Source organism: Prochlorococcus sp. G4PB17, from assembly GCF_059772445.1.
Genome location: NZ_CM186288.1, coordinates 203,874 through 222,310 on the forward strand (window position 1 = coordinate 203,874; position 18,437 = coordinate 222,310).

General features: G+C 31.8%; 21 protein-coding genes and 1 tRNA gene. 7 read left to right on the forward strand and 15 right to left on the reverse strand.

All coding sequences use genetic code 11. The features are described from left to right. Positions 1-41: 41 nt before the first annotated feature. The 3 genes from AC6EJB_RS01065 to hisA form a co-directional block, all read right to left on the reverse strand. Positions 42-620 (reverse strand): thylakoid membrane photosystem I accumulation factor, encoded by a 579-nt coding sequence (locus AC6EJB_RS01065; protein WP_498491845.1) that lies wholly within the window; start codon positions 618-620, stop codon positions 42-44. 47 nt (positions 621-667) lie between these two features. Then, the gene (locus AC6EJB_RS01070) at positions 668-2,269 is read right to left on the reverse strand and encodes a DUF3685 domain-containing protein (RefSeq protein WP_498491846.1); all 1,602 of its coding nucleotides are present in this window, start codon (positions 2,267-2,269) and stop codon (positions 668-670) included. 128 nt (positions 2,270-2,397) lie between these two features. Continuing rightward, entirely contained in the window at positions 2,398-3,168 is a 771-nt protein-coding gene (gene hisA / locus AC6EJB_RS01075) for a 1-(5-phosphoribosyl)-5-[(5-phosphoribosylamino)methylideneamino]imidazole-4-carboxamide isomerase (protein WP_498491847.1), read from the reverse strand. Positions 3,169-3,262: 94 nt separating this feature from the next. Here hisA and AC6EJB_RS01080 point away from each other — a divergent pair, with 94 nt between their 5' ends. Next, entirely contained in the window at positions 3,263-4,180 is a 918-nt protein-coding gene (locus AC6EJB_RS01080; protein WP_498491849.1) for an NAD-dependent epimerase/dehydratase family protein, read from the forward strand. Here the strand turns inward: AC6EJB_RS01080 and pgsA are convergent. Continuing rightward, a complete protein-coding gene (gene pgsA, locus AC6EJB_RS01085; protein WP_498491851.1) occupies positions 4,152-4,724 on the reverse strand; it encodes a CDP-diacylglycerol--glycerol-3-phosphate 3-phosphatidyltransferase in 573 nt (190 codons plus the stop codon). The genes AC6EJB_RS01080 and pgsA overlap by 29 nt on opposite strands. Before the next feature lie 907 nt (positions 4,725-5,631). Here pgsA and AC6EJB_RS01090 point away from each other — a divergent pair. Then, positions 5,632-6,519 (forward strand): GNAT family N-acetyltransferase, encoded by an 888-nt coding sequence (locus AC6EJB_RS01090; protein WP_498491853.1) that lies wholly within the window; start codon positions 5,632-5,634, stop codon positions 6,517-6,519. Positions 6,520-6,529: 10 nt separating this feature from the next. On the opposite strand, the gene AC6EJB_RS01095 is transcribed toward AC6EJB_RS01090, so the two are convergent. The 3 genes from AC6EJB_RS01095 to nth form a co-directional block, all read right to left on the reverse strand. Further along, positions 6,530-6,733: a hypothetical protein gene (locus AC6EJB_RS01095; RefSeq protein ID WP_498491854.1), complete on the reverse strand. Its 204-nt coding sequence runs from the start codon at positions 6,731-6,733 to the stop codon at positions 6,530-6,532. 21 nt (positions 6,734-6,754) lie between these two features. Beyond that, the gene (locus AC6EJB_RS01100; RefSeq protein ID WP_498491855.1) at positions 6,755-7,423 is read right to left on the reverse strand and encodes an SDR family oxidoreductase; all 669 of its coding nucleotides are present in this window, start codon (positions 7,421-7,423) and stop codon (positions 6,755-6,757) included. A gap of 78 nt (positions 7,424-7,501) precedes the next feature. Then, positions 7,502-8,155 (reverse strand): endonuclease III, encoded by a 654-nt coding sequence (nth, locus tag AC6EJB_RS01105; RefSeq protein ID WP_498491856.1) that lies wholly within the window; start codon positions 8,153-8,155, stop codon positions 7,502-7,504. A 187-nt stretch (positions 8,156-8,342) separates the two neighbouring features. On the opposite strand from nth, the gene AC6EJB_RS01110 reads away from it, so the two are divergent. Then, entirely contained in the window at positions 8,343-9,401 is a 1,059-nt protein-coding gene (locus tag AC6EJB_RS01110; RefSeq protein WP_498491857.1) for an ABC transporter ATP-binding protein, read from the forward strand. 169 nt (positions 9,402-9,570) lie between these two features. Continuing rightward, positions 9,571-10,122, forward strand: a complete 552-nt coding sequence (locus AC6EJB_RS01115) for a ferritin (RefSeq protein WP_498491858.1) — start codon at positions 9,571-9,573, stop codon at positions 10,120-10,122. Between the two features lie 24 nt (positions 10,123-10,146). On the opposite strand, the gene AC6EJB_RS01120 is transcribed toward AC6EJB_RS01115, so the two are convergent. The 3 genes from AC6EJB_RS01120 to AC6EJB_RS01130 form a co-directional block, all read right to left on the reverse strand. After that, positions 10,147-10,428 (reverse strand): pilus assembly protein, encoded by a 282-nt coding sequence (locus AC6EJB_RS01120; protein ID WP_498491860.1) that lies wholly within the window; start codon positions 10,426-10,428, stop codon positions 10,147-10,149. 6 nt (positions 10,429-10,434) lie between these two features. Beyond that, positions 10,435-11,031, reverse strand: a complete 597-nt coding sequence (locus AC6EJB_RS01125; protein ID WP_498491861.1) for a Crp/Fnr family transcriptional regulator — start codon at positions 11,029-11,031, stop codon at positions 10,435-10,437. A gap of 272 nt (positions 11,032-11,303) precedes the next feature. Further along, positions 11,304-12,362, reverse strand: a complete 1,059-nt coding sequence (locus tag AC6EJB_RS01130; protein WP_498491862.1) for a chlorophyll a/b binding light-harvesting protein — start codon at positions 12,360-12,362, stop codon at positions 11,304-11,306. 253 nt (positions 12,363-12,615) lie between these two features. Here AC6EJB_RS01130 and AC6EJB_RS01135 point away from each other — a divergent pair, with 253 nt between their 5' ends. Together AC6EJB_RS01135 and AC6EJB_RS01140 are read left to right on the forward strand one after the other, a co-directional pair. After that, positions 12,616-13,341 carry an AhpC/TSA family protein gene (locus AC6EJB_RS01135; protein ID WP_498491863.1) on the forward strand — a complete coding sequence of 242 codons (726 nt, stop codon included), beginning with the start codon at positions 12,616-12,618 and terminating at the stop codon, positions 13,339-13,341. 9 nt (positions 13,342-13,350) lie between these two features. Further along, positions 13,351-13,563 (forward strand): transcriptional regulator, encoded by a 213-nt coding sequence (locus tag AC6EJB_RS01140; protein ID WP_498491864.1) that lies wholly within the window; start codon positions 13,351-13,353, stop codon positions 13,561-13,563. Here AC6EJB_RS01140 and AC6EJB_RS01145 read toward each other — a convergent pair. The 4 genes from AC6EJB_RS01145 to AC6EJB_RS01160 form a co-directional block, all read right to left on the reverse strand. Further along, positions 13,560-14,372, reverse strand: coding sequence for an ABC transporter ATP-binding protein (locus AC6EJB_RS01145; protein WP_498491866.1), 813 nt, complete (start codon positions 14,370-14,372; stop codon positions 13,560-13,562). The genes AC6EJB_RS01140 and AC6EJB_RS01145 overlap by 4 nt on opposite strands. A gap of 28 nt (positions 14,373-14,400) precedes the next feature. After that, complete coding sequence (locus AC6EJB_RS01150; RefSeq protein ID WP_498491867.1) at positions 14,401-15,735, reverse strand: Rieske 2Fe-2S domain-containing protein; 1,335 nt, start codon at positions 15,733-15,735, stop codon at positions 14,401-14,403. A 193-nt stretch (positions 15,736-15,928) separates the two neighbouring features. Beyond that, positions 15,929-16,120 (reverse strand): hypothetical protein, encoded by a 192-nt coding sequence (locus AC6EJB_RS01155; protein ID WP_498491869.1) that lies wholly within the window; start codon positions 16,118-16,120, stop codon positions 15,929-15,931. Between the two features lie 136 nt (positions 16,121-16,256). Next, positions 16,257-16,430 carry a hypothetical protein gene (locus AC6EJB_RS01160; protein WP_498491870.1) on the reverse strand — a complete coding sequence of 58 codons (174 nt, stop codon included), beginning with the start codon at positions 16,428-16,430 and terminating at the stop codon, positions 16,257-16,259. A 354-nt stretch (positions 16,431-16,784) separates the two neighbouring features. Here AC6EJB_RS01160 and galE point away from each other — a divergent pair, with 354 nt between their 5' ends. Then, positions 16,785-17,831: a UDP-glucose 4-epimerase GalE gene (gene galE / locus AC6EJB_RS01165; RefSeq protein ID WP_498491871.1), complete on the forward strand. Its 1,047-nt coding sequence runs from the start codon at positions 16,785-16,787 to the stop codon at positions 17,829-17,831. Positions 17,832-18,346: 515 nt separating this feature from the next. Here the strand turns inward: galE and AC6EJB_RS01170 are convergent. Further along, positions 18,347-18,423 (reverse strand) — tRNA-Met (locus AC6EJB_RS01170). Positions 18,424-18,437: the final 14 nt, after the last annotated feature.

Consider the following 18,437-nt stretch of genomic DNA (forward strand, 5'->3'; position numbering starts at 1 on the left):
ATAGAAATATTTGATAATTTAATTAAAATTTTAGTTTTATTTTATCTGCCTCTAGGTTTAGTATAACCATCTTTAGAAGGCTCACTATTGTATTCGTTAAAACTTTTTACTGTAAGATCAAAATCAGGTTTCTTTAGCCCTGTCCCCTTGGTTATTGCATTATTTATTTGATCGAACGATACCTGACCTTCTTCGTCTAGAAGAACATTACCTTTTCCGTCAAGAATGACTGTCTGAGGTACCTTCCCATGCCAGTAATAACCAGGGTCCTTAAAAGTTTTTTGGTCATCGTTGTCTAGTTCATCAATTGATAAAGGAATTAAATCAATAGATGAGCTCCACAATAATTTGATACCTGAAACTACTGGTGCAAATTGTTTACTAGTAGAACTATCATCTAGATAGAAAACTAAAACACTTGTTCTTTCGTTTTTTAACGAGTCTGATAAGGTGCTTTGTGGTGGAACTAATGATCCGTTACCAGCATAGATTGGATATATATTTCCATCATAACTATCAGTATCTCTAGCAGAATATACCGGATTAACTAATAGAAAAAAAAGTATAAGTAGTGAGGAGAATATTCTTAACAAAATAAATGTAAAATAATAATTTTTCAAATTCTAAAGTCTTAAAGCTAATATAGCTATATTTTTTAATAAATAAATTATCCTTTTGATAGGTTTCTCCCCATACCTTGAGCGATACCTCTACCAATTAAACCAATAGATCTTCCAACTACTTTTGTGAGAATTAAAACTATTAAATCTCCTAAGTATTGTATTATTCTCTGAACTTGTGGGGCTAAAGCATCTCTTAATTCTACTGTAAATGCTATTTGTCTTTGAGCCCAGTCTAATTTCTTTAATTCATCATCTCTTGGTTCAAGGAAGATGATTTTTTCAATTTTATTATTTTTGACCGTATAATATAATCTTTTACTTTCGTACAACCTAACTGGCTTTTTGAATAGATTTTGTAGTTGATTATTTGTATTGATATGATTTCTTTTACGTTCTAGTTCCCTTGTTGATACTAATTCTTTATTTAGAAAGTATTTACGTAATTCTGGCCATTCAGAGCATGAAGATATAATTTCTTCACACACTGTTTCCGCTGTCCTGAATATCCAATTTAGAATAAATGTTTCTAATTGAATAATAGAACGAGGATCTTCTACGGATAAATATTCTCCGTCGATTTGTATCGGTTTATTATTTAATATTGGATCTAGTATTATTGCAATTGAAGGTAGTTCATCATCAATTATTCCTAGCTCTGCATTTTTTACTAAATAGTCTGCAATAAAAACGTCAACGCCATTCTTTTGTAGCCGATCATATGAATCTATAAAATTGCGAATTGTATTAGCGCGTAATTCAGGGGTAATTGATTGTAAAATCTCAGTAAATTCTTTTTCGCGATTATTTTTAAAATCAAGTTTGTCGATAATAATTGAGAATTCTTGCAGAAGAGTTTTTAAGAGATTACTTCGTTTGATTTTATTTAATGAGTAAAGAGCTGTGAGTTCATCTGTAGAATTTGTTAGGTCATCTTTAAGTTTTTCCTTTACCCTTTTGTAAATCGCTTTCCATAACTCGTTAGTTGAGCTGTTTTTTATTGTAATGTCAGTACTGTATTTGTTAATTAGATTGATTTTTTGATTGCTATTATTGTTAATTGGAGATTCTATCAATACTTCTAGAGGCCCCCATAACCAGATGATTAATCTCCTTGCTGTTAATAGTTCTCTTCTTCTACCAAGTAATATGAAAAGATAAAATGTATTTATTGAATTCTTACCTATTATGCGATCTATTGTGTGTAGATCTTTATTTATTTGTGATAAACCACTAGTTAACAACCAATGTCCTAATCCATATGAATTAGGAATAGAGTCGGAATTATAACTTGTTTCATTATTAATTTTAAATACCCTGCCGCCCCCAAGCAAAATATTTATTGTATCTCTTAAAAGTTCAACAGTAGGATCTTGAATAACCCCTTCACTACCAAAAGTCATCAAATCGGAAGAAGATAATTTAATGCTTTTTGGTATTACGATTAAAATAGGAGTTTGATCCCATCTTTCTTTTAACTTAATAATTTCAAGTTTGATTGAGTTTGTGAGTTCAATTTCTTCAAGGCAGAATAGAATAAGTTTAGGTAACCCATTTATATCTTTTTTGTCTAGGATTATTTCTAAATTTTTATCCTTAGATGTAAGCTGTAAAGCCAATGACTCCGCCAACAGTGAGGGCGCTATCATTAAAATTTGTTTTGGTCTTTCTTCGATCAAGTTGAATTCTTGAACTTATCCTTTTTAAGATAACTTGATTTAAAAATACTTCCAGTCCTCTTCCATAAATTCAAAGGACTAATAATATTTTTTATATGTTAGACAAGGAATTTATCTTTGCCATTAAATGAATCTTTGATAAGAAGATTTTTTAGAGTTAATATCGCTTCTTTTAAATCTATTGAGCCGTCATATAGGGCTCTGCCTACGATTATTCCTTCAATACCTTCATGCTCAAAATCTGTCAGGGAAATTAAATCAGCTATTGAACCTATTCCTCCTGAGGCAATTACTGGGTTAATACTAATCTCAGCGATCTCTCTCAAGGCTTGAACATTAGGTCCTTTTAGAGTGCCGTCAGTTGCGATATCAGTTGATATGATTGCGGCTAATTCAAGATCGTTAAGTTGTTTGGCCAAGTCTAGAGAAGATATTTCGCTTTGTTTTAACCAACCACGAGTGGCTACTATTCCCTCTTTGGCATCAATTCCTACTGCAACTTTTTTTGGATATTCTTCAGATAGATCTTTAACTAATTTCGGTTTTTCTATCGCAATTGTCCCTAAAATAATTCTGTCAATTCCTATGCCGAATAATTCTTTTGCACGGTCAATGCTCCTTATTCCACCACCAAGTTGGATGGGTATAGTAATTGATTTTTTTATCTCTTTTATTGTTTGATCATTTATAGGTTCACCAGTCTTAGCACCATCAAGATCTACAAGATGTAGGCGTTTTGCTCCATGGCTTTCCCATATCTGAGCTTGTTTTACAGGATCACTATTGAACTTGGTAACTTCATTGTAATTTCCTTGATTTAGTCGAACACATTTACCATTCAGTAGATCTATTGCTGGTATGAGTTCCATCAAGAAAAAAATTATTACTATTCATCTAACATCATTTATGTATCTCTGGGAGATTATCTATAGGCTTTAATATAATTTTTTTTAATAAAGGGTCTTGAAAGTTCTTTTTTACGGTGGAACAAGGTTTGTAGGAAAAGCTTTAGTATCGAGCTTACTTTCAAAAGGATATGAAATATTTGTTTTTACACGTGGAAATTTAGCAGTACCAAAAAATATAACTCACCTCAAGGGAGACAGGACAAATGATGAAGATCTAAAAAAACTATCTGATCAATCATTTGATCTTATTGTTGATAGCTCTGGACGTAAATTGGAAGATACGCAAAGACTTCTTAAATTTTCAGGTCTCCCTCGTTTTAGATTTATCTACATAAGTTCTGCAGGAGTTTATGAAAACACACAATTCTTTCCAGTTAGTGAAGATAGTCCAATAGATCATGAAAGCCGTCATGTAGGGAAAGCACAAACAGAGTCTTGGCTTCAGGCCGAGGGTATTCCTTTTACGAGTTTTCGTCCGACATATATTTATGGTCCAGGTAACTACAACCCTATTGAAAAATGGTTTTTTGACCGTATAACTAATGGCCGTCCCATTCCTGTTCCTCTTGATGGTCAAACCATCACGCAATTAGGACATGTCTCTGATTTGGCAGAGGCTATTTCTAAATCTATAGAAACAGATAAAGCGATTAATCAAATTTATAATTGTTCAGGTAGCAAAGCAGTAACTTTTAAAGGTTTAATTGAAACAGCAATTATAGCTACTGGAAATAAAGTCACTGATTTTAATTTACGTTCTTTTGACCCTGCAAAACTTGATCCTAAGGCAAGAAAACTGTTCCCTTTAAGGTTAACTAATTTCTTTACGGACACTTCTAAATTAGAAAAAGATTTATCTTGGGAGCCAAAATTCGATTTATTAAATGGACTGATTGATAGCTATAAGAATGATTATTTACTAGCTAATCATGAACAAGTTGATTTTAGCTCTGATGATATTCTTTTTGATTGAATACATATTTTATAGCAGAACTTAAAGTCAGAAATAATGCTATCCAGAATAAGACATAACCAATTTTATTAATAATATCAATGCTTTGTAATGTACCCCAATTCTTTGGCCATAATAAGAAAATTGTACTGGTAAATTGAAATGTGGTTTTATATTTACCCTGTATTGAGGCCGGACCACCTGAGGCCTTATCAGATCGCCAACTAGTTATTAATAGTTCTCTCGAAATTATTAACCAGATAGCCCACAAAGGGACTAGCTTTTCATGGACTAACCAAATCATTGGACCAATAAGAAGGATCTTATCTGCTAGAGGATCTAACTTAGCGCCAAAAACAGATTTATGATCATATTTACGTGCAAAATAACCGTCAAGAAAATCAGTAAGACCCGCTATCAGGATAAGAAAAATAAAAACATCATTGTTACCATTTCTTAGTGAAATAATTATTGGTAATCCAAGCATGATCCTAGAAATTGTCAGTCCATTTATAAACCTTGGCCATGTAATAAATCTATTTGAATTTAGAAGTTTCTTTTTCATTTTATTTTTGAATGATATGGAGTAAATTTGTTTAAAAATTTTAAGCATAGCCAATATAGTAATTATTATTATATACTAAGAATTAATAGATTAGAGCCATGACTGCATTCCTCATTCTCATGTTTTTCTTATCATTAGGCGCAATGGCATTTATTGTAAGGAAATTAGATCAAGAATAAATTAAAAGGTTTAATCATTATTATTGAAAATTTTTTTATAATTTTCTTTAAGAATAGATATATATAATTCATTAATTGATTTATATACAAATCATAAATCTACATCATTTTTAATAAGTGATTTTTTTGCTCTTTCTATAGTTTCGATCAAATAAACTATAGATGATAAAGCAATTATTTAAGAAAAATAATAGATAATAAATTTAAGTGGTTACATAATATTAACCGAGTCTCATATTCATATTAGTAGCTTTGATCCAAATTGCAGTATATTTTGTTGTCATCTTCTTCCAGATTGTCCCTTGTCAAAAAGATCTCTAAAACTCCTTGATTCATGTCAATTCAAATGTAATTCTTTTATTATTTAATGATGCAGAATTTAAAAAAAAAAACTTACTAACAAAACTTCTATTTCTACTTTTCTATAAATATTTATAAATAAATAATTTTTGGTAGTTATAATGAGCTTATCAGTTTATCTTTTTAAGCTTATTTTATTAACTTATTTATTAATTATTGGTTTTTAATTATTTAGCCTCGATATATTTTATATAATATAAAAAAATTCCTTCTCAAATCTCGTTTAAATATTCGAATAAAGTAGCAAAGAATTTTTTTTTATTAATATATTTTATCTATATGTTCTTATTATATGTTTTTTTTTGCTCATATTTATGGATTTATTCTTTATTTTTATTAGATTAATTATTTATAGAAAAATATAACTTATGGATGATCTTTTATCTATTAAACCTCTATGTGATACCGATATCGACTTTGTTACTGAAATATCTAGAAAAGAAGGTTTTGCACCAGGAGTTGGTGACTTAGGTATATATCAAAATACTGATAAACAAGGACTTTGGGTGGGTTGGTTGAACAGCATTCCTATCGGCTGTATAGCGGGTGTTAGATATAATCAACATTACGGATTTATTGGTTTGTTTTTAGTGATTGAGGAGTATAGAGGTAGAGGTTTTGGTCTTCAGCTTTGGAAAAAGGCTTTAAGTCATTTAAGTGATTTGCCATGTGTTGGTTTAGAGGCAGCTCCAGAGAGAATTATTGATTACTCAAAATGGGGCTTTACGATTTCCTCTAAAACAACTAGATGGCAATGGTTGGGCAATGGGAAATTACTTGATGAAAACTCTATGAATGATGATTTAGATAATTTCAGCTTCGTTGAAGGTTCCTCAATACCACAAAATGCCGTAGAAGAATTTGATGAAAAAAGAGAAACAACACCTAGACCTCATTTTTTATCGAATTGGTTGAACCATCCTTCTGGAAAGGTAATAGCAGTTATTGATAAAGAAAACCGTTGTCATGGTTTTGGTCGAATAAGACCTTGTCTTTTACAAAACGGAGATGGATGGAGAATTGGCCCGTTAATGGCTGATAGTCCTAAGCTTTTAAAAATTTTATTGAAGAAATTAATTAAGAGCCATCCTGGATTGATAATTATCGACGCTCCTGGCCTCAACAAGTCAGCTTCTGAGGTCTTTAATAAACTAGGTTTCAAATCCGAATCTGAAACTTTTAGGATGTATAGGGGGTCTCAACCTCCAGTTTCTATGAATGATGTATATGGTTTGGCTTGCTTGGAGTTAGGTTAAACTTTCTTTTTCATCCATTGGAATTTAATTTTCCTCTGTGAATTTGTTTCTCTTCATTAAGTTGATTTTCTAATTGATCAATAAGTGTCGTAACTAATGATTGAAATTCTGGTTGGCATCCTCTGAAAGCAGCTTTATGTCTTATTGATTCGTTCCTTGTTCTAAGATCTGTGAGCATTAGCTGCAACGCGTCAATTTTAGCGTTGGTGTTCATAGCGAATTAAAGTTTTTATAGTCAAATACTAAACGTCTTTATTGCCTTACTCATATTTGTTTTGGGATTATCTTTGCTACTAGTAATCTCGATGATTTTATTGATCGAATCTTTTGTTTTTAAAGCCTCTAAGCAGGCTCTTGCTACAAGCCTCCTGGGAATTGAGCCTTCTTGTTGAGTTTTTTCACCAGAAAACAATATGTTCTGAGTTTTCAAATTAGTTTCATTCTCATTCAAACCTCCAGGACGTATGACAGTCCAATCAAGACCACTTTTTTGCAGAGATCTCTCACCTAATCTTTTCCATATGAGTATCAGACCAAATAAATTTAGAGGGTGTATCAATTTTCCTGCGCAAAGTGAACTAACAAGAACGACCCTTTTTAACTTTTGTCTCTTGCAGCTTTCAACTTGTTTCTTGATATTTAAATAATCTATTTTTGCAGGGCCTGTCAAATCGATAGATGGCCTAGCACCTGTTGCTATAACTAGACTCTCACAACCTTTTAAAGCATAGTCAAGTGTAGTTCCATTGGTATTTGACAAAACGTATCTTTCACAGCCTTTTATAGATTCCGGAATCTCCGATTGGGTTCTAACTATCAGTCTTACCTCATATCCCGATGATATTGCTTCTTCTGCTACTCGAAAACCTGTTTTTCCCGAAGCTCCTGTTATGGCTAATTTCATTGTTGTTAAATTACTTTGATATGTTTTCTAGCAAGAAATACCCATTTTTGTTGAGATAATAAAATTAATAGATTATTCTTAAGCCTTTGAACAGATAATTGGTTTCTTTCTATTTGGATAAAGTTCGTTGCACAACTTGCATATTGTCCCATTACATCCTCTTGCTGAGCAATACTCTCTACCGTAAAAAATAATCTGTAGATGTAACTTATTCCAAAGATTCTTTGGAAACAACCTTTTTAGATCCTTTTCGGTTTGGATAACATTTTTCCCTGTAGTTAGTCCCCATCTCTGAGATAATCTATGTATATGTGTATCTACAGGAAATGATGGTACACCAAATACCTGAGACATAACAACACTTGCTGTTTTATGACCCACACCAGGAAGTGACTCAAGTTCCTGAAATGTATTTGGAACAATATTATTGAATTTTTGAAGTATAATCTTTGATAAGTTATAAGTGTTTTTTGCTTTAGTTTTTGCAAGTCCAAGTTGTTTTATATAATTATAAATTTTCTTCTCACCTAATTTATACATTTTCTCAGGAGAGGGAGCAACCTTGAATAGTTCTTTGGTTAATTCATTTACTTTCTTGTCCGTTGATTGTGCACTTAAAACAACCGCTACAAGCAGTGTAAATCCGTTTTGATGGTCTAAGGGTATAGGTGTCTCAGGATATATTTCTTCAAGTCTCTTAATTATTATTTTTACCCTTTCTTCCTTTTTCATTGTAGTAATAATATTTTTGTTTTAAAATACTTAATTAAACCCTCTGACATTAAACCAGATACTCAGCAGAAAATAATTCGTATCATTTTATACATAAGTCAGTGATTTTTGTCTGCTCGCTTTTCCTTTTTTGATTTGTTTGTTTTTAATGGATTTTTAGAGAATAGAATAAGCAAAAATAGTTTTGTTGAATACTGAGCTAGAAATCCATAATTTATGGCATGAGTTTAAGCCTTATAAAAATAATAATTGGGTTTTAAAAGATATCGACTTTTCTCTAAGATCTGGAGAATTAGTGGGGTTACTCGGCCCTTCGGGTTGTGGGAAAACTACCCTTCTAAGACTAATAGCAGGTTTTGAAAAGCCTAAACGTGGATTAATAAAGAGAAATGGGCAAATAATTTCAAAAAGTAACTATCTTCTCTCTCCTGAGAGAAGGCAAATTGGGATGGTTTTTCAAGACTATGCACTTTTTCCTCATCTAAATGTTTGGGATAATGTTTGCTTTGGCATTAATAAGAATGAACAATCGATAAAAAGAGCAAACTGGTTATTAAATTTGTTGGATATTTATGAGTTTAAAAATAGATTTCCTCATGAACTTTCAGGAGGACAGAGTCAAAGAGTTGCATTAGCACGTGCTCTGGCCCCTGGAACTTCCTTGGTTTTGCTTGATGAACCTTTTTGTTCCTTAGATGTTGAAGTGAGATCTAGATTGAGATCAGAGTTATCTTCTGTTTTAAAATCTTGTTCGGCATCTGCACTTTTAGTTACTCACGATCCTAATGAAGCATTAGCTATCTGTGATCGTGTGGTTGTTTTGAAAAGTGGCGAAATTCAGCAATGCTCAACTCCTTTTGAAATGGTTTCAAACCCATCAAATGATTTTGTAGGCCAATTTGTCTTGCAAATGAATATTTTGCCTATTCAATATACTAATGGTTCATATTCTACATCCATTGGTAAATTGAATGTTCCTAAAGATAAATCTATCTCGTCAAAATCTGTTTGTATGTTTGATAAAAATGCTATTCGGATCCAACCGTGTCAAAATGATATCTTCACAGTCATATCAAAAGAATATCGTATAAATCATTATGTCTATACTGTTATTAGTGATAGATTAAGGTTAAGATCAGAGATGAGCTTGGATACACATTTATCTATCGGAGATAAATGCAAGGTTGAAACAATCGATGAGAAAAATTTTTTAATTCTACCAGAAAAAATTAAATCTAAATTCTAATTAGCTTCAATTCTTAGATCAATTGGATTTAAACTTTTTTCGCAATTGAGATTCATTATCAAATAAATAAATTTTAAATCATTGGTTTCTATCGACAATATGATACAAAAAGAGTTATCATTTGAGAGAGAAAAAATTATTTTTTTAGTTCTCTGGCGCATTTTTTGTTATGCAATCAGCGACATTCAATTCAATAGATCTCAACGTGGGTCCCTCAGGTCGTGCTATTGCACAGCCGATGGATGTCGATCTGCTCGAGGCTCTTTGCCAGCATACATCTCTTGAAAGGGTCTCAAGTGCACAATATCTAGCTATGTCCCTATGGTTTCTTGAAAGAGAACTAAGAGGATTTTCTTCATTTTTCAAAAAAGAGTCTTTATCTGAACAGGAGCATGGATTTAATTTCGCGAAATATATTATTGCTCGTGGTCAAACTGTTGAACTTGATGAAGTAACTAAACCAATACAAGATTGGCAGACAGTAAAGGAGTTAGTTACTTTGTCTTTCCAAATGGAGGCAGACGTGACAACTTCAGTTCAACAACTTTACTCATTAGCTGAACGATCAAATGATACTCGTACAACGGTGTTCCTTGATCCAGTCATAGACGAACAAATTAAATCAGAAGATGAAATGGCTTATCTACTTGGTAAAGTTAAATTTGCCAACAATGATCCCTCAGCATTGTTCATTATTGACAATGAATTAAATATAAATTAAATAAATTTTCCGTAGAAATTACAATTATATTTGTTGAAAAGAATTAGACCTTTTGCTTATTTCTAATAGTAACTCAAACGATAAATCTTGTGAATTTCTTCTGAACATGTTTTCAGAAATTTCTAATATTTTTAATCTATTTTTATTTAGTTTATCAAGTTCATTAGTCAATCTTTTTATTAGATTTTTGTTATGGCAGGTTTTTAACGAAATATTGATATTCTTTGATCTAGTTTTTATATATTCTATTTCTTTGCAGAGTGATAGAACAATAGATTCTGAATAGGATAAAAGATATTGATTCATTATTTATTATGCTGTTAATGGTGATGATTCAATGAACTCAGGAGAAAGACTTAGAGTTGGATCACCTGATGGAGCTTTTAATAATTCTGCTGTTCTAAGTCTTGAAATTAAACGAGTTGATGTAACCCTTGTCGATCCAATTAACTCTCCAATTCTTTCATGTGTAAGTCTGAATGGTAATTGGCACCAATCACCGCATCTTCTTCCAAGTCGGTTAACTAATAAAGCAAATAAAGCTTGTAGCCTTTGTTCAGCATTACCTAAATGTCTAATTCTTAGAAGCTGAAGAGTCCACTCATTGACTGCGTCATAACCGCCAGCCTCAACTGATGTTTCAGCATCACTTACAAAGCAAAGAGGAGTTAAAGCTTCTACGCAGACACCTTCACTGCAAAGCCTGTCTGTTCTTAATTGATCGCCAGACTGCAAGAAAGCTAATGTCATTCCTTCTGTCTCTTCACAGGGGCAATAAACACGAGCAATACCATCCAAAACTTCTAAGCAAGTATCTCCTCTTCTAGATGAAGGATCTATTAGAACTGATTGACCCGTTGCCATTCGAACGGCTGAAGAGGGCGTTTCTGCGTAACTTCGAAAGCTCATTAAAACAAAAATGGAGCTTAATGGACCTCTAACTTACACAATATTTAGAGCTTTTTGCAACCGATTCTCAATAGCAACAAGCTCTTGAGACTTTTCATTGTCCTAGGTATAAAAAAGCACATCAACTGGCAAATTTTTATCCATTTTTTCTTCTAGAGTTAGTTAATTGTGACATTAGTGTGATCAGGTTTGTATTTATTTCTACTAAAAAAGTCGCATTAAAAAAAGGCCCGCAAGCGGGCCTTTTTTTAGTTCACTAATGAAATTGATAATTAACCGTTAGTGATTTTTGCGTTTTCCATATTGTCAAACGCTTTACCTACACGTCTAAAGTCAAATCCCATAGCTCTTAATGCATGCCAGAGATGTCCCTGAATGAAGAAGAAGCCAAGATAGAAGTGAACATTTGCTAACCAAGCTCTTGCTGTATGAGCGCCAGTCGCAAGTGATGCGTCGGTATCAACAAAATAAGGAGCGAAATCAAACTTGAGTTGAAGTACATCTCCAAAGAATTCTGGTGAATAAACAGTTGTGTTTGTTGAACTCCAGAAAGCTGCAACAAGTGCACAGTAGCCAACACCAGCTAGTGAGTATGAAAGAACAGCTTCTGCTGAAAGAAGTCCTTTGCCTTTGAATTCTGTGTACTCACCGAATTGCTTGGTGATGATATGGAATGCACCACCAATTATTTGGAAAAATGCTAGAAAAGCGTGACCGCCCATAACATCTTCCAAGCTTGTGATTTGAAGGAAATCAGCTTGGTGATTCCAAATCATTCCTAAATCTAGGTTGTAAGAAACTGTACGAGTAGCTCCTAAAGCAGTATCCCAAATTCCGTGATATTGAGCCCATTCAACAAATTGAATATTGGCTAAACCAAGGAAAATAAGGTGGTGTCCAAGGATAAAAGTTAGTTTGTCTGGATCATCCCACTCGAAGTCAAACTTTTTAGGACGACTTCCTTCAGGATAATTTCCAAGATCTCCGTCATATCTTGTTGAGTGGAGTATTCCTCCAGCACCAAGCACACCAGAGAAAATCAGATGAAGTACTGCAATAACAGTGCAGCCATAAGGCTCAGTAATTACACCGTTTTCGATTCCACCTATTCCAAGTTGAGCAAGGTGAGGCAAGCAGATCAAGTTTTGATTACCCATCGCAACGGATGAGTCGTAACGAGCTAGCTCAAATAAAGTGAACGCACCTGCCCAGAACATCATCAAACCAGCATGGGCAGCATGCGCAGCGATGAATTTTCCGGAGCGATTGGCCGTCCCTGAATTACCCGCGTACCAGTCATAGGTTACGTTGGGGTTCCCGTAGGTCTGCACGAGAAATAAACATAGAACAGTAAGAGGATATATTTAGAGCTCTATAAGTTCCATATCCCTTCACATTGCTTATTGAAATTGTAGGTTTTGTACATATTTGATGATCATCTGCTACTGAATAAGATCTTCGTGTTATGGGTTGGTAGATTTGTTAAATTCCTTTGCTTGACTATCTTTTCAAGTTTTTATCTTCTGTAATTATCATATCTCGCTATTAATTTTGTTATTTTGAGAACAAAAGTTGGTTGTTTGTATGAATTACATAAACACTCTTATAGAGTTTTTTGGAGACGAAAAGATTTTTCTTTCAAAAAGAAAACGTTTAATAGTCTTCCTAGGTTCTTTTGCTGATTTTGATAGTTTTGAATATTGTCAACAATTGTCTACCCAATTAAAGCTTCTAGATAAATTTTCAGTCGATTTAATTGTTGTAGGGATTGGTAGCGAAAAATCTAAGGAATTGTTTTGTAATTTTAATAAAATTAATGTAAAAAATGTTTTTTCATTAAATAATTCTCTACTTCATGAACAACTTAATTTAAATCGTGGACTCGATTTACCCATTCCTGCAATTATGAATTTATTGATTATGTGTACTGGAATTAATTCAAGAGGCACAATTAAGGAGGTTTTACGTGGTTATTTGGGCGATAACAAAGGATTCCGAATATTTGGACCTGAGGAGATTGTGAAAATAGGACCTATTTCTTTATTTAAAGGAAAAATGTTTGATATTTTTTCTAAAAAAGATGTTTTACGACCCTTAGAATTAGCCACAAGACGTCTTATTAATATGATTGAAATTTTATCTAATTGGAATACTTATGTACCAGATTCGTCTTATCTAACGCAAAGAGGGGCAACAATTTTAATTAACGAAAAGGGCCATATTTTGTATGAATTCATTTCTGAGAGTCTTTTAGGATACGCAAGAAATATGAGAGCTCCATTATCTTTCTTAGATGATTTTTTAAATTGATTTGATTAAATGAATAAAAATAGATGTTTAGTTTGTGGTAGCCTTGAGTTTAGAGCTGATCGTGCACTATCTGGTAGATTAGTTTGTACTTCATGTGGCAAACCTTATGGAGTTAGGAAAGTTAGTGGAAATAAATATATTAATAATGTATCTTTTTTTAATAATAAAAAATTATTTTTTATAGGGCTTGTAATTCTCGTGTTTTTAATTGTAATTATTTAGTTATCCGAGGGGATTCCTCTCAAATATTTACCTTGCTTAATTACTTTGATAGATATATTGAAAAGTTCACTTAATATATTTGAAGTTATTGTCTTATCTGGTTTACCATCTTTTAATATTTTGCCATTCTTTATCAAAACTACTCTATTAGTTTTAGGAAGGATTGACTCCAAACTATGAGTGACATAGATTATATTAACTGATTTATCAATTAAATTAATTAAAGTCTTAGTGAGAATGAAATTTGATTTAATATCTAAGTTACAAAAAGGTTCGTCAAGTACTAATATTTTAGGTTGATAAACTAGAGCTCTGGCAAGCATACCTCTTCTTTTTTGTCCATCTGATAATGAAGAAAATTCATGATTAATTATATCCTTTAAATCTAATTCAATTATTAATCTATTAATTTTATCTTTATCTTCCTTTGTTAGTAAATTAGAGTATCTTGAATTATATATACCAGTAAAGCCTGAAATTATCAAATCCATTAATGTAACTCCTTTATTGACTCTTTTCTCCATATCTGTAAATAGAAACCCAATATTTTTTCGTAAATCCCAAATATTAATATCTTCTTTATTAAATAGTTTTAATGAACTATCTCTTGAGACAATTGGGTATATCGATCTGTTAAATAATTTCAGAAAAGTAGATTTCCCAGATCCATTCGGACCAAGTATCACTAGATTATCACCAAAGTTAATCTTAATATTTATATTTGAAAGTATTTTTTTTTGTTGAATTTCAACATTTAAATTTTTAAATTCAGCCCATGTTGTTAATTCGTTTTTATTTCTATTAACCATTTAAATAACTTTGATTTAAATTAGGAAATTATATTAATAATAAAATAAAGCTAATTGGGAATAATAATCTGGTTAATAATTTAACTAGTATAGTTCTGTTATTTTTAATGGCCATATTAGGATTCTCCGGTGGATATAGCATTCCTCTATCTTCGTGAACTGAGTTCGTTAATGAATTAGTTGGATGTAATTCCCAGGGTTTTTCCTTATTTAATGCATTTTGTAGCCAATCCCAATAATATTGAACCATTTTATCTTCACCTAATAATTTAACATTGTCTTTTTGTATATAACCCATTTGATCGTTAAAGGTTTGAGTCTTTAAAACCAAATAATCTTCGGAGAAAATTTTATAAAATGTTCTTCTTTGTAGATGACTAAATAATACCAATTTAGTAAATAATTTGTTTTTTAAGAATTTTCTATAATGTCTAACAATTACTCTTGCCTTATTATTTCCAAGTGGAATGTGATCCAAAACTTGAATATATCTTGTGCTCTCAGGTGAACCTTTATAAATGAATATTCTGCCAGGTGGGACAAACTTTATTCTAATGAATTCTTCTTGACCGTTAGTTTTATAAGAATAAATACTTTCAATTTGTCTATTATCGCGTTTGATATTCTGATTGAAACTTGTGATTGTTTCTCTGTTTACATTCTTATCTGGGATGGTTTTTCCATGCATCCAAAACACATGTAATATGTCCAAGTGATTTTCAATTATCCTTGCCCAATCTGCCTTGAAATCTACATATACCTCTTCATATTCATATTCTAAGGAAGGGAATCCATATGAATCAGGTAGGAGGTCATTTACTGAGGACTTTATTTCAAAGTCTTCAATATTTGCAACAGGTTTACCTGTATAATAAATATATATATAGTCTTCTTTCTCTACACATGGGTATTGAAAAAGTTTTATGCTTTTTGCATAATTATCGTAATTAGAATCTATAATGTGTTGACAGGTTATTCTGTCTAAATTGGTGCAACTGCCTTGAGATGAGAATCTAGCACCATGATAAGGACAAACTAGTTGTCCGTTTATTAGTTCACCCCCTAAAAATGATGCACCCCTGTGAGGGCATACATCTTTCACACATCTAACAATACCTTCCCTATCACGATATAGAACTAGAGGTTCATTATAAATTGTGAAATGATTTAATGTCCCTTCCTTTATTGACTCGCTACTGGATACAGAATACCAACCCAATAGTCCATTCTCTAACTGATTAGAGGGCTTTGGAGGTGTATTTTCTATTTCTTTAATATTATTTTTTTCATTAAAATTAGAACTTATGAGATTTTTGGTCTCATATTCAAAAGACTTATTTTCTTTGTCTTTTTCTTCGTTCATAGTTGAGCAGATCTTTTAGTGAGATGAAAATTCACTCATTAAAAGAGTATTCTCCTGATATTCTTTAAGACTCAAAAAAAATAGCACCTAAAGCCTTCTAGTTTCGATTATATTTACATAAAAAAACCTCAAATTTTAATAGCTCAACAAATCAAATAGTTAAACCGTTTATTTTCTTCTAAAAATCTTGTAATCAAAGGGTTTTGGGGGAAAGTTCAATGCTTGATACAAATTCGGACGCTTCCTGAATATCATTACAAAACTTACAGGTCCCAAGGTAGCAACCAAGGTATCTCATGAAGGAGGTTTTGCCTCCTGTAAGTTGATATTTATGAATAGTCCCTCCCTGTGGGGTTGCTTTTACAAGTTGTGGTAAAGAGGCCATTTACAAATCTTTTTTTTTAATTTGCTTTTAATATCTTTTTATCGCAATAGGTAAATTTACTAAAAAACGGTGAGATATGAATTTCTTCAGTTTTTTTTTATTTTTTTATTTTTATCAATTAAGAGTATTGAGTTCATTAATCTGCATATCCATCATCATCATCATCTAAATTGCTTATATGTGGACTATTCTTTATATGTTCATCCCATGGGTGAACATAAGAATCTTTGTCAGAGTAAACCTCACTTTTTAGTTCTTCTATTAATATTTCGAACTGTTTGATGATTCTTTTTAGATTGTCTTTTTTCATTTATATAATTTGAGTTTTAAAAAACATTATATTTTATTATAATCAATATTTTTCAATTTTAATGTTTTCAGCTTTAATAATTCCTTTGCCTAACAAAAAAATTATCAACATTAATTTTTATAGTTTGCCAACTTTGAAAAATTTACTTCAGTAATCGATGAATAAACATAGAATTCATCCAATTTCACTTGAATTAACCATAACCATAATCTTTCTCAAAAGTGATTATGTGATTTCAATTATTCTTAACAAGGTGGTAATCTGTCATTTATAATTACCAGGGGATAGATTTCTACCACTTAGAGCTTATGATCAAATGGTATTTATAGTATTAAAAATATTTGCTTTCATATTATGAGAATACTTTTGACTGGTGGAGCTGGTTTTATAGGTTCTCACATAGCACTGTTATTACTTCAGAAAGGTTATGATGTATTGATTATTGACTCTTTTGTGAATAGTTCAGTTAATGTAATTAAAGCAATAAAATCTTTTTTAAATAGTAAATCCTTTAATTATCAATTAGAGACGATTAATGGTGATATTAGAGACAAGCAAATGTTGGATACTATTTTTAGTAAATCTATTAAAGAAGGTAAGCCCATAGATGCTGTTATACATTTAGCTGGCTTGAAATCCGTTACTGAATCTGTTAGTGATCCTTTACTTTATTGGGATGTAAATGTATCAGGTACTCATAACCTTTTGTCTACCATGAGAGATAATGATTGCTATTCAATAGTTTTTAGTAGTAGTGCAACTATTTATGGTTTAACAAGCTCTATTCCAATTAGAGAAGATTATAAGATATCTCCAATAAATCCCTATGGCAAAACTAAAGTAGCTATTGAATTTATGTTCGATGATTTATTCCAGTCTAAAAAAAACTGTTGGAAAATATGTTCTTTACGTTATTTTAATCCCGTAGGCGCTCATCCATCTGGTTTGATTGGTGAAGATCCAATTGGAATTCCAAATAATTTATTTCCTTATATATCTCAAGTTGCAGTAGGAAGAAGAAGTTTTTTAAATGTTTTTGGGGATGATTGGGATACCAAGGATGGTTCAGGTGTCAGAGATTATATTCATATTATGGATTTATCAGAAGGCCATATAGATGCTATTAATTATTTAATGTCTAATGAATCATGTTATGAAGTTATTAATTTAGGCTCAGGCAAAGGATACTCAGTCTTTCAGATCATAAAGCAATTTGAGCTTTCTACAGGGTCTAAAATTCCATACAAGATAAAGGGAAGGAGAGTAGGAGATACTGCTATAAGTTTGGCAGACATATCCAAGGCTGAGAATTTGTTGGGTTGGTCACCAAAAAGAACACTCAATGATATTTGCGTGGATGGATGGAATTGGCAGAAAAATAATCCATTTGGTTACACATAGCAAATCAATAATTTAAGTTTTAGTTACATTACATTAGGTTTTATGTTAGATATTTCAAGATCGATTTAAAAGTTATAGGGATAATTTTATAAGTCTAGGTTGAACTATTATTTTCAACTTTTGTTGATTTAGTATATATATATTAAAGACCAGACCTGTAAGGCTATTAATTAGTTTTATTAGGATATTAATTCTTAATTAGTAGTAACATCTTTAAGTTGATAAATAGGTGCAATTTATTTTAAGAAATTGAGAAATGAATTTCTTATGTATAAATTCTTTTTAATTAGGTTTGTAAGCCAATCATAAATATAGTTAGGAAAATTCTGTTTCCTTTCTATATTTTTCCTTTCTAGAAAATTTGCTTAGCAATTAATTTCCCCTTTTTGTATCCCCGCAGGGGGCTTGGAAATTCGTTGATAACGACCAAGATCTGCAAACATAAAAGACCTCATTTGCCCTTGAGATCCATTTATAGCATTAAAAAAGCCCAGTCATAGACTGAGCTTTCTAATTGGTGGCGGGGGGAAGATTTGAACTTCCGACCTTCGGGTTATGAGCCCGACGAGCTACCAGACTGCTCTACCCCGCGTAGCTTATAAATCA

Bases quoted from the DNA above. Each gene is read 5' to 3' on its own strand.
- AC6EJB_RS01070 (WP_498491846.1), bottom strand. From the start codon at position 2,269: ATGATAGCGCCCTCACTGTTGGCGGAGTCATTGGCTTTACAGCTTACA.
- hisA (WP_498491847.1), bottom strand. From the start codon at position 3,168: ATGGAACTCATACCAGCAATAGATCTACTGAATGGTAAATGTGTTCGA.
- pgsA (WP_498491851.1), bottom strand. From the start codon at position 4,724: ATGAAAAAGAAACTTCTAAATTCAAATAGATTTATTACATGGCCAAGG.
- AC6EJB_RS01090 (WP_498491853.1), top strand. From the start codon at position 5,632: ATGGATGATCTTTTATCTATTAAACCTCTATGTGATACCGATATCGAC.
- AC6EJB_RS01095 (WP_498491854.1), bottom strand. From the start codon at position 6,733: ATGAACACCAACGCTAAAATTGACGCGTTGCAGCTAATGCTCACAGAT.
- AC6EJB_RS01100 (WP_498491855.1), bottom strand. From the start codon at position 7,423: ATGAAATTAGCCATAACAGGAGCTTCGGGAAAAACAGGTTTTCGAGTA.
- nth (WP_498491856.1), bottom strand. From the start codon at position 8,155: ATGAAAAAGGAAGAAAGGGTAAAAATAATAATTAAGAGACTTGAAGAA.
- AC6EJB_RS01115 (WP_498491858.1), top strand. From the start codon at position 9,571: ATGCAATCAGCGACATTCAATTCAATAGATCTCAACGTGGGTCCCTCA.
- AC6EJB_RS01120 (WP_498491860.1), bottom strand. From the start codon at position 10,428: ATGAATCAATATCTTTTATCCTATTCAGAATCTATTGTTCTATCACTC.
- AC6EJB_RS01125 (WP_498491861.1), bottom strand. From the start codon at position 11,031: ATGAGCTTTCGAAGTTACGCAGAAACGCCCTCTTCAGCCGTTCGAATG.
- AC6EJB_RS01135 (WP_498491863.1), top strand. From the start codon at position 12,616: ATGAATTACATAAACACTCTTATAGAGTTTTTTGGAGACGAAAAGATT.
- AC6EJB_RS01140 (WP_498491864.1), top strand. From the start codon at position 13,351: ATGAATAAAAATAGATGTTTAGTTTGTGGTAGCCTTGAGTTTAGAGCT.
- AC6EJB_RS01145 (WP_498491866.1), bottom strand. From the start codon at position 14,372: ATGGTTAATAGAAATAAAAACGAATTAACAACATGGGCTGAATTTAAA.
- AC6EJB_RS01150 (WP_498491867.1), bottom strand. From the start codon at position 15,735: ATGAACGAAGAAAAAGACAAAGAAAATAAGTCTTTTGAATATGAGACC.
- AC6EJB_RS01155 (WP_498491869.1), bottom strand. From the start codon at position 16,120: ATGGCCTCTTTACCACAACTTGTAAAAGCAACCCCACAGGGAGGGACT.
- AC6EJB_RS01160 (WP_498491870.1), bottom strand. From the start codon at position 16,430: ATGAAAAAAGACAATCTAAAAAGAATCATCAAACAGTTCGAAATATTA.
- galE (WP_498491871.1), top strand. From the start codon at position 16,785: ATGAGAATACTTTTGACTGGTGGAGCTGGTTTTATAGGTTCTCACATA.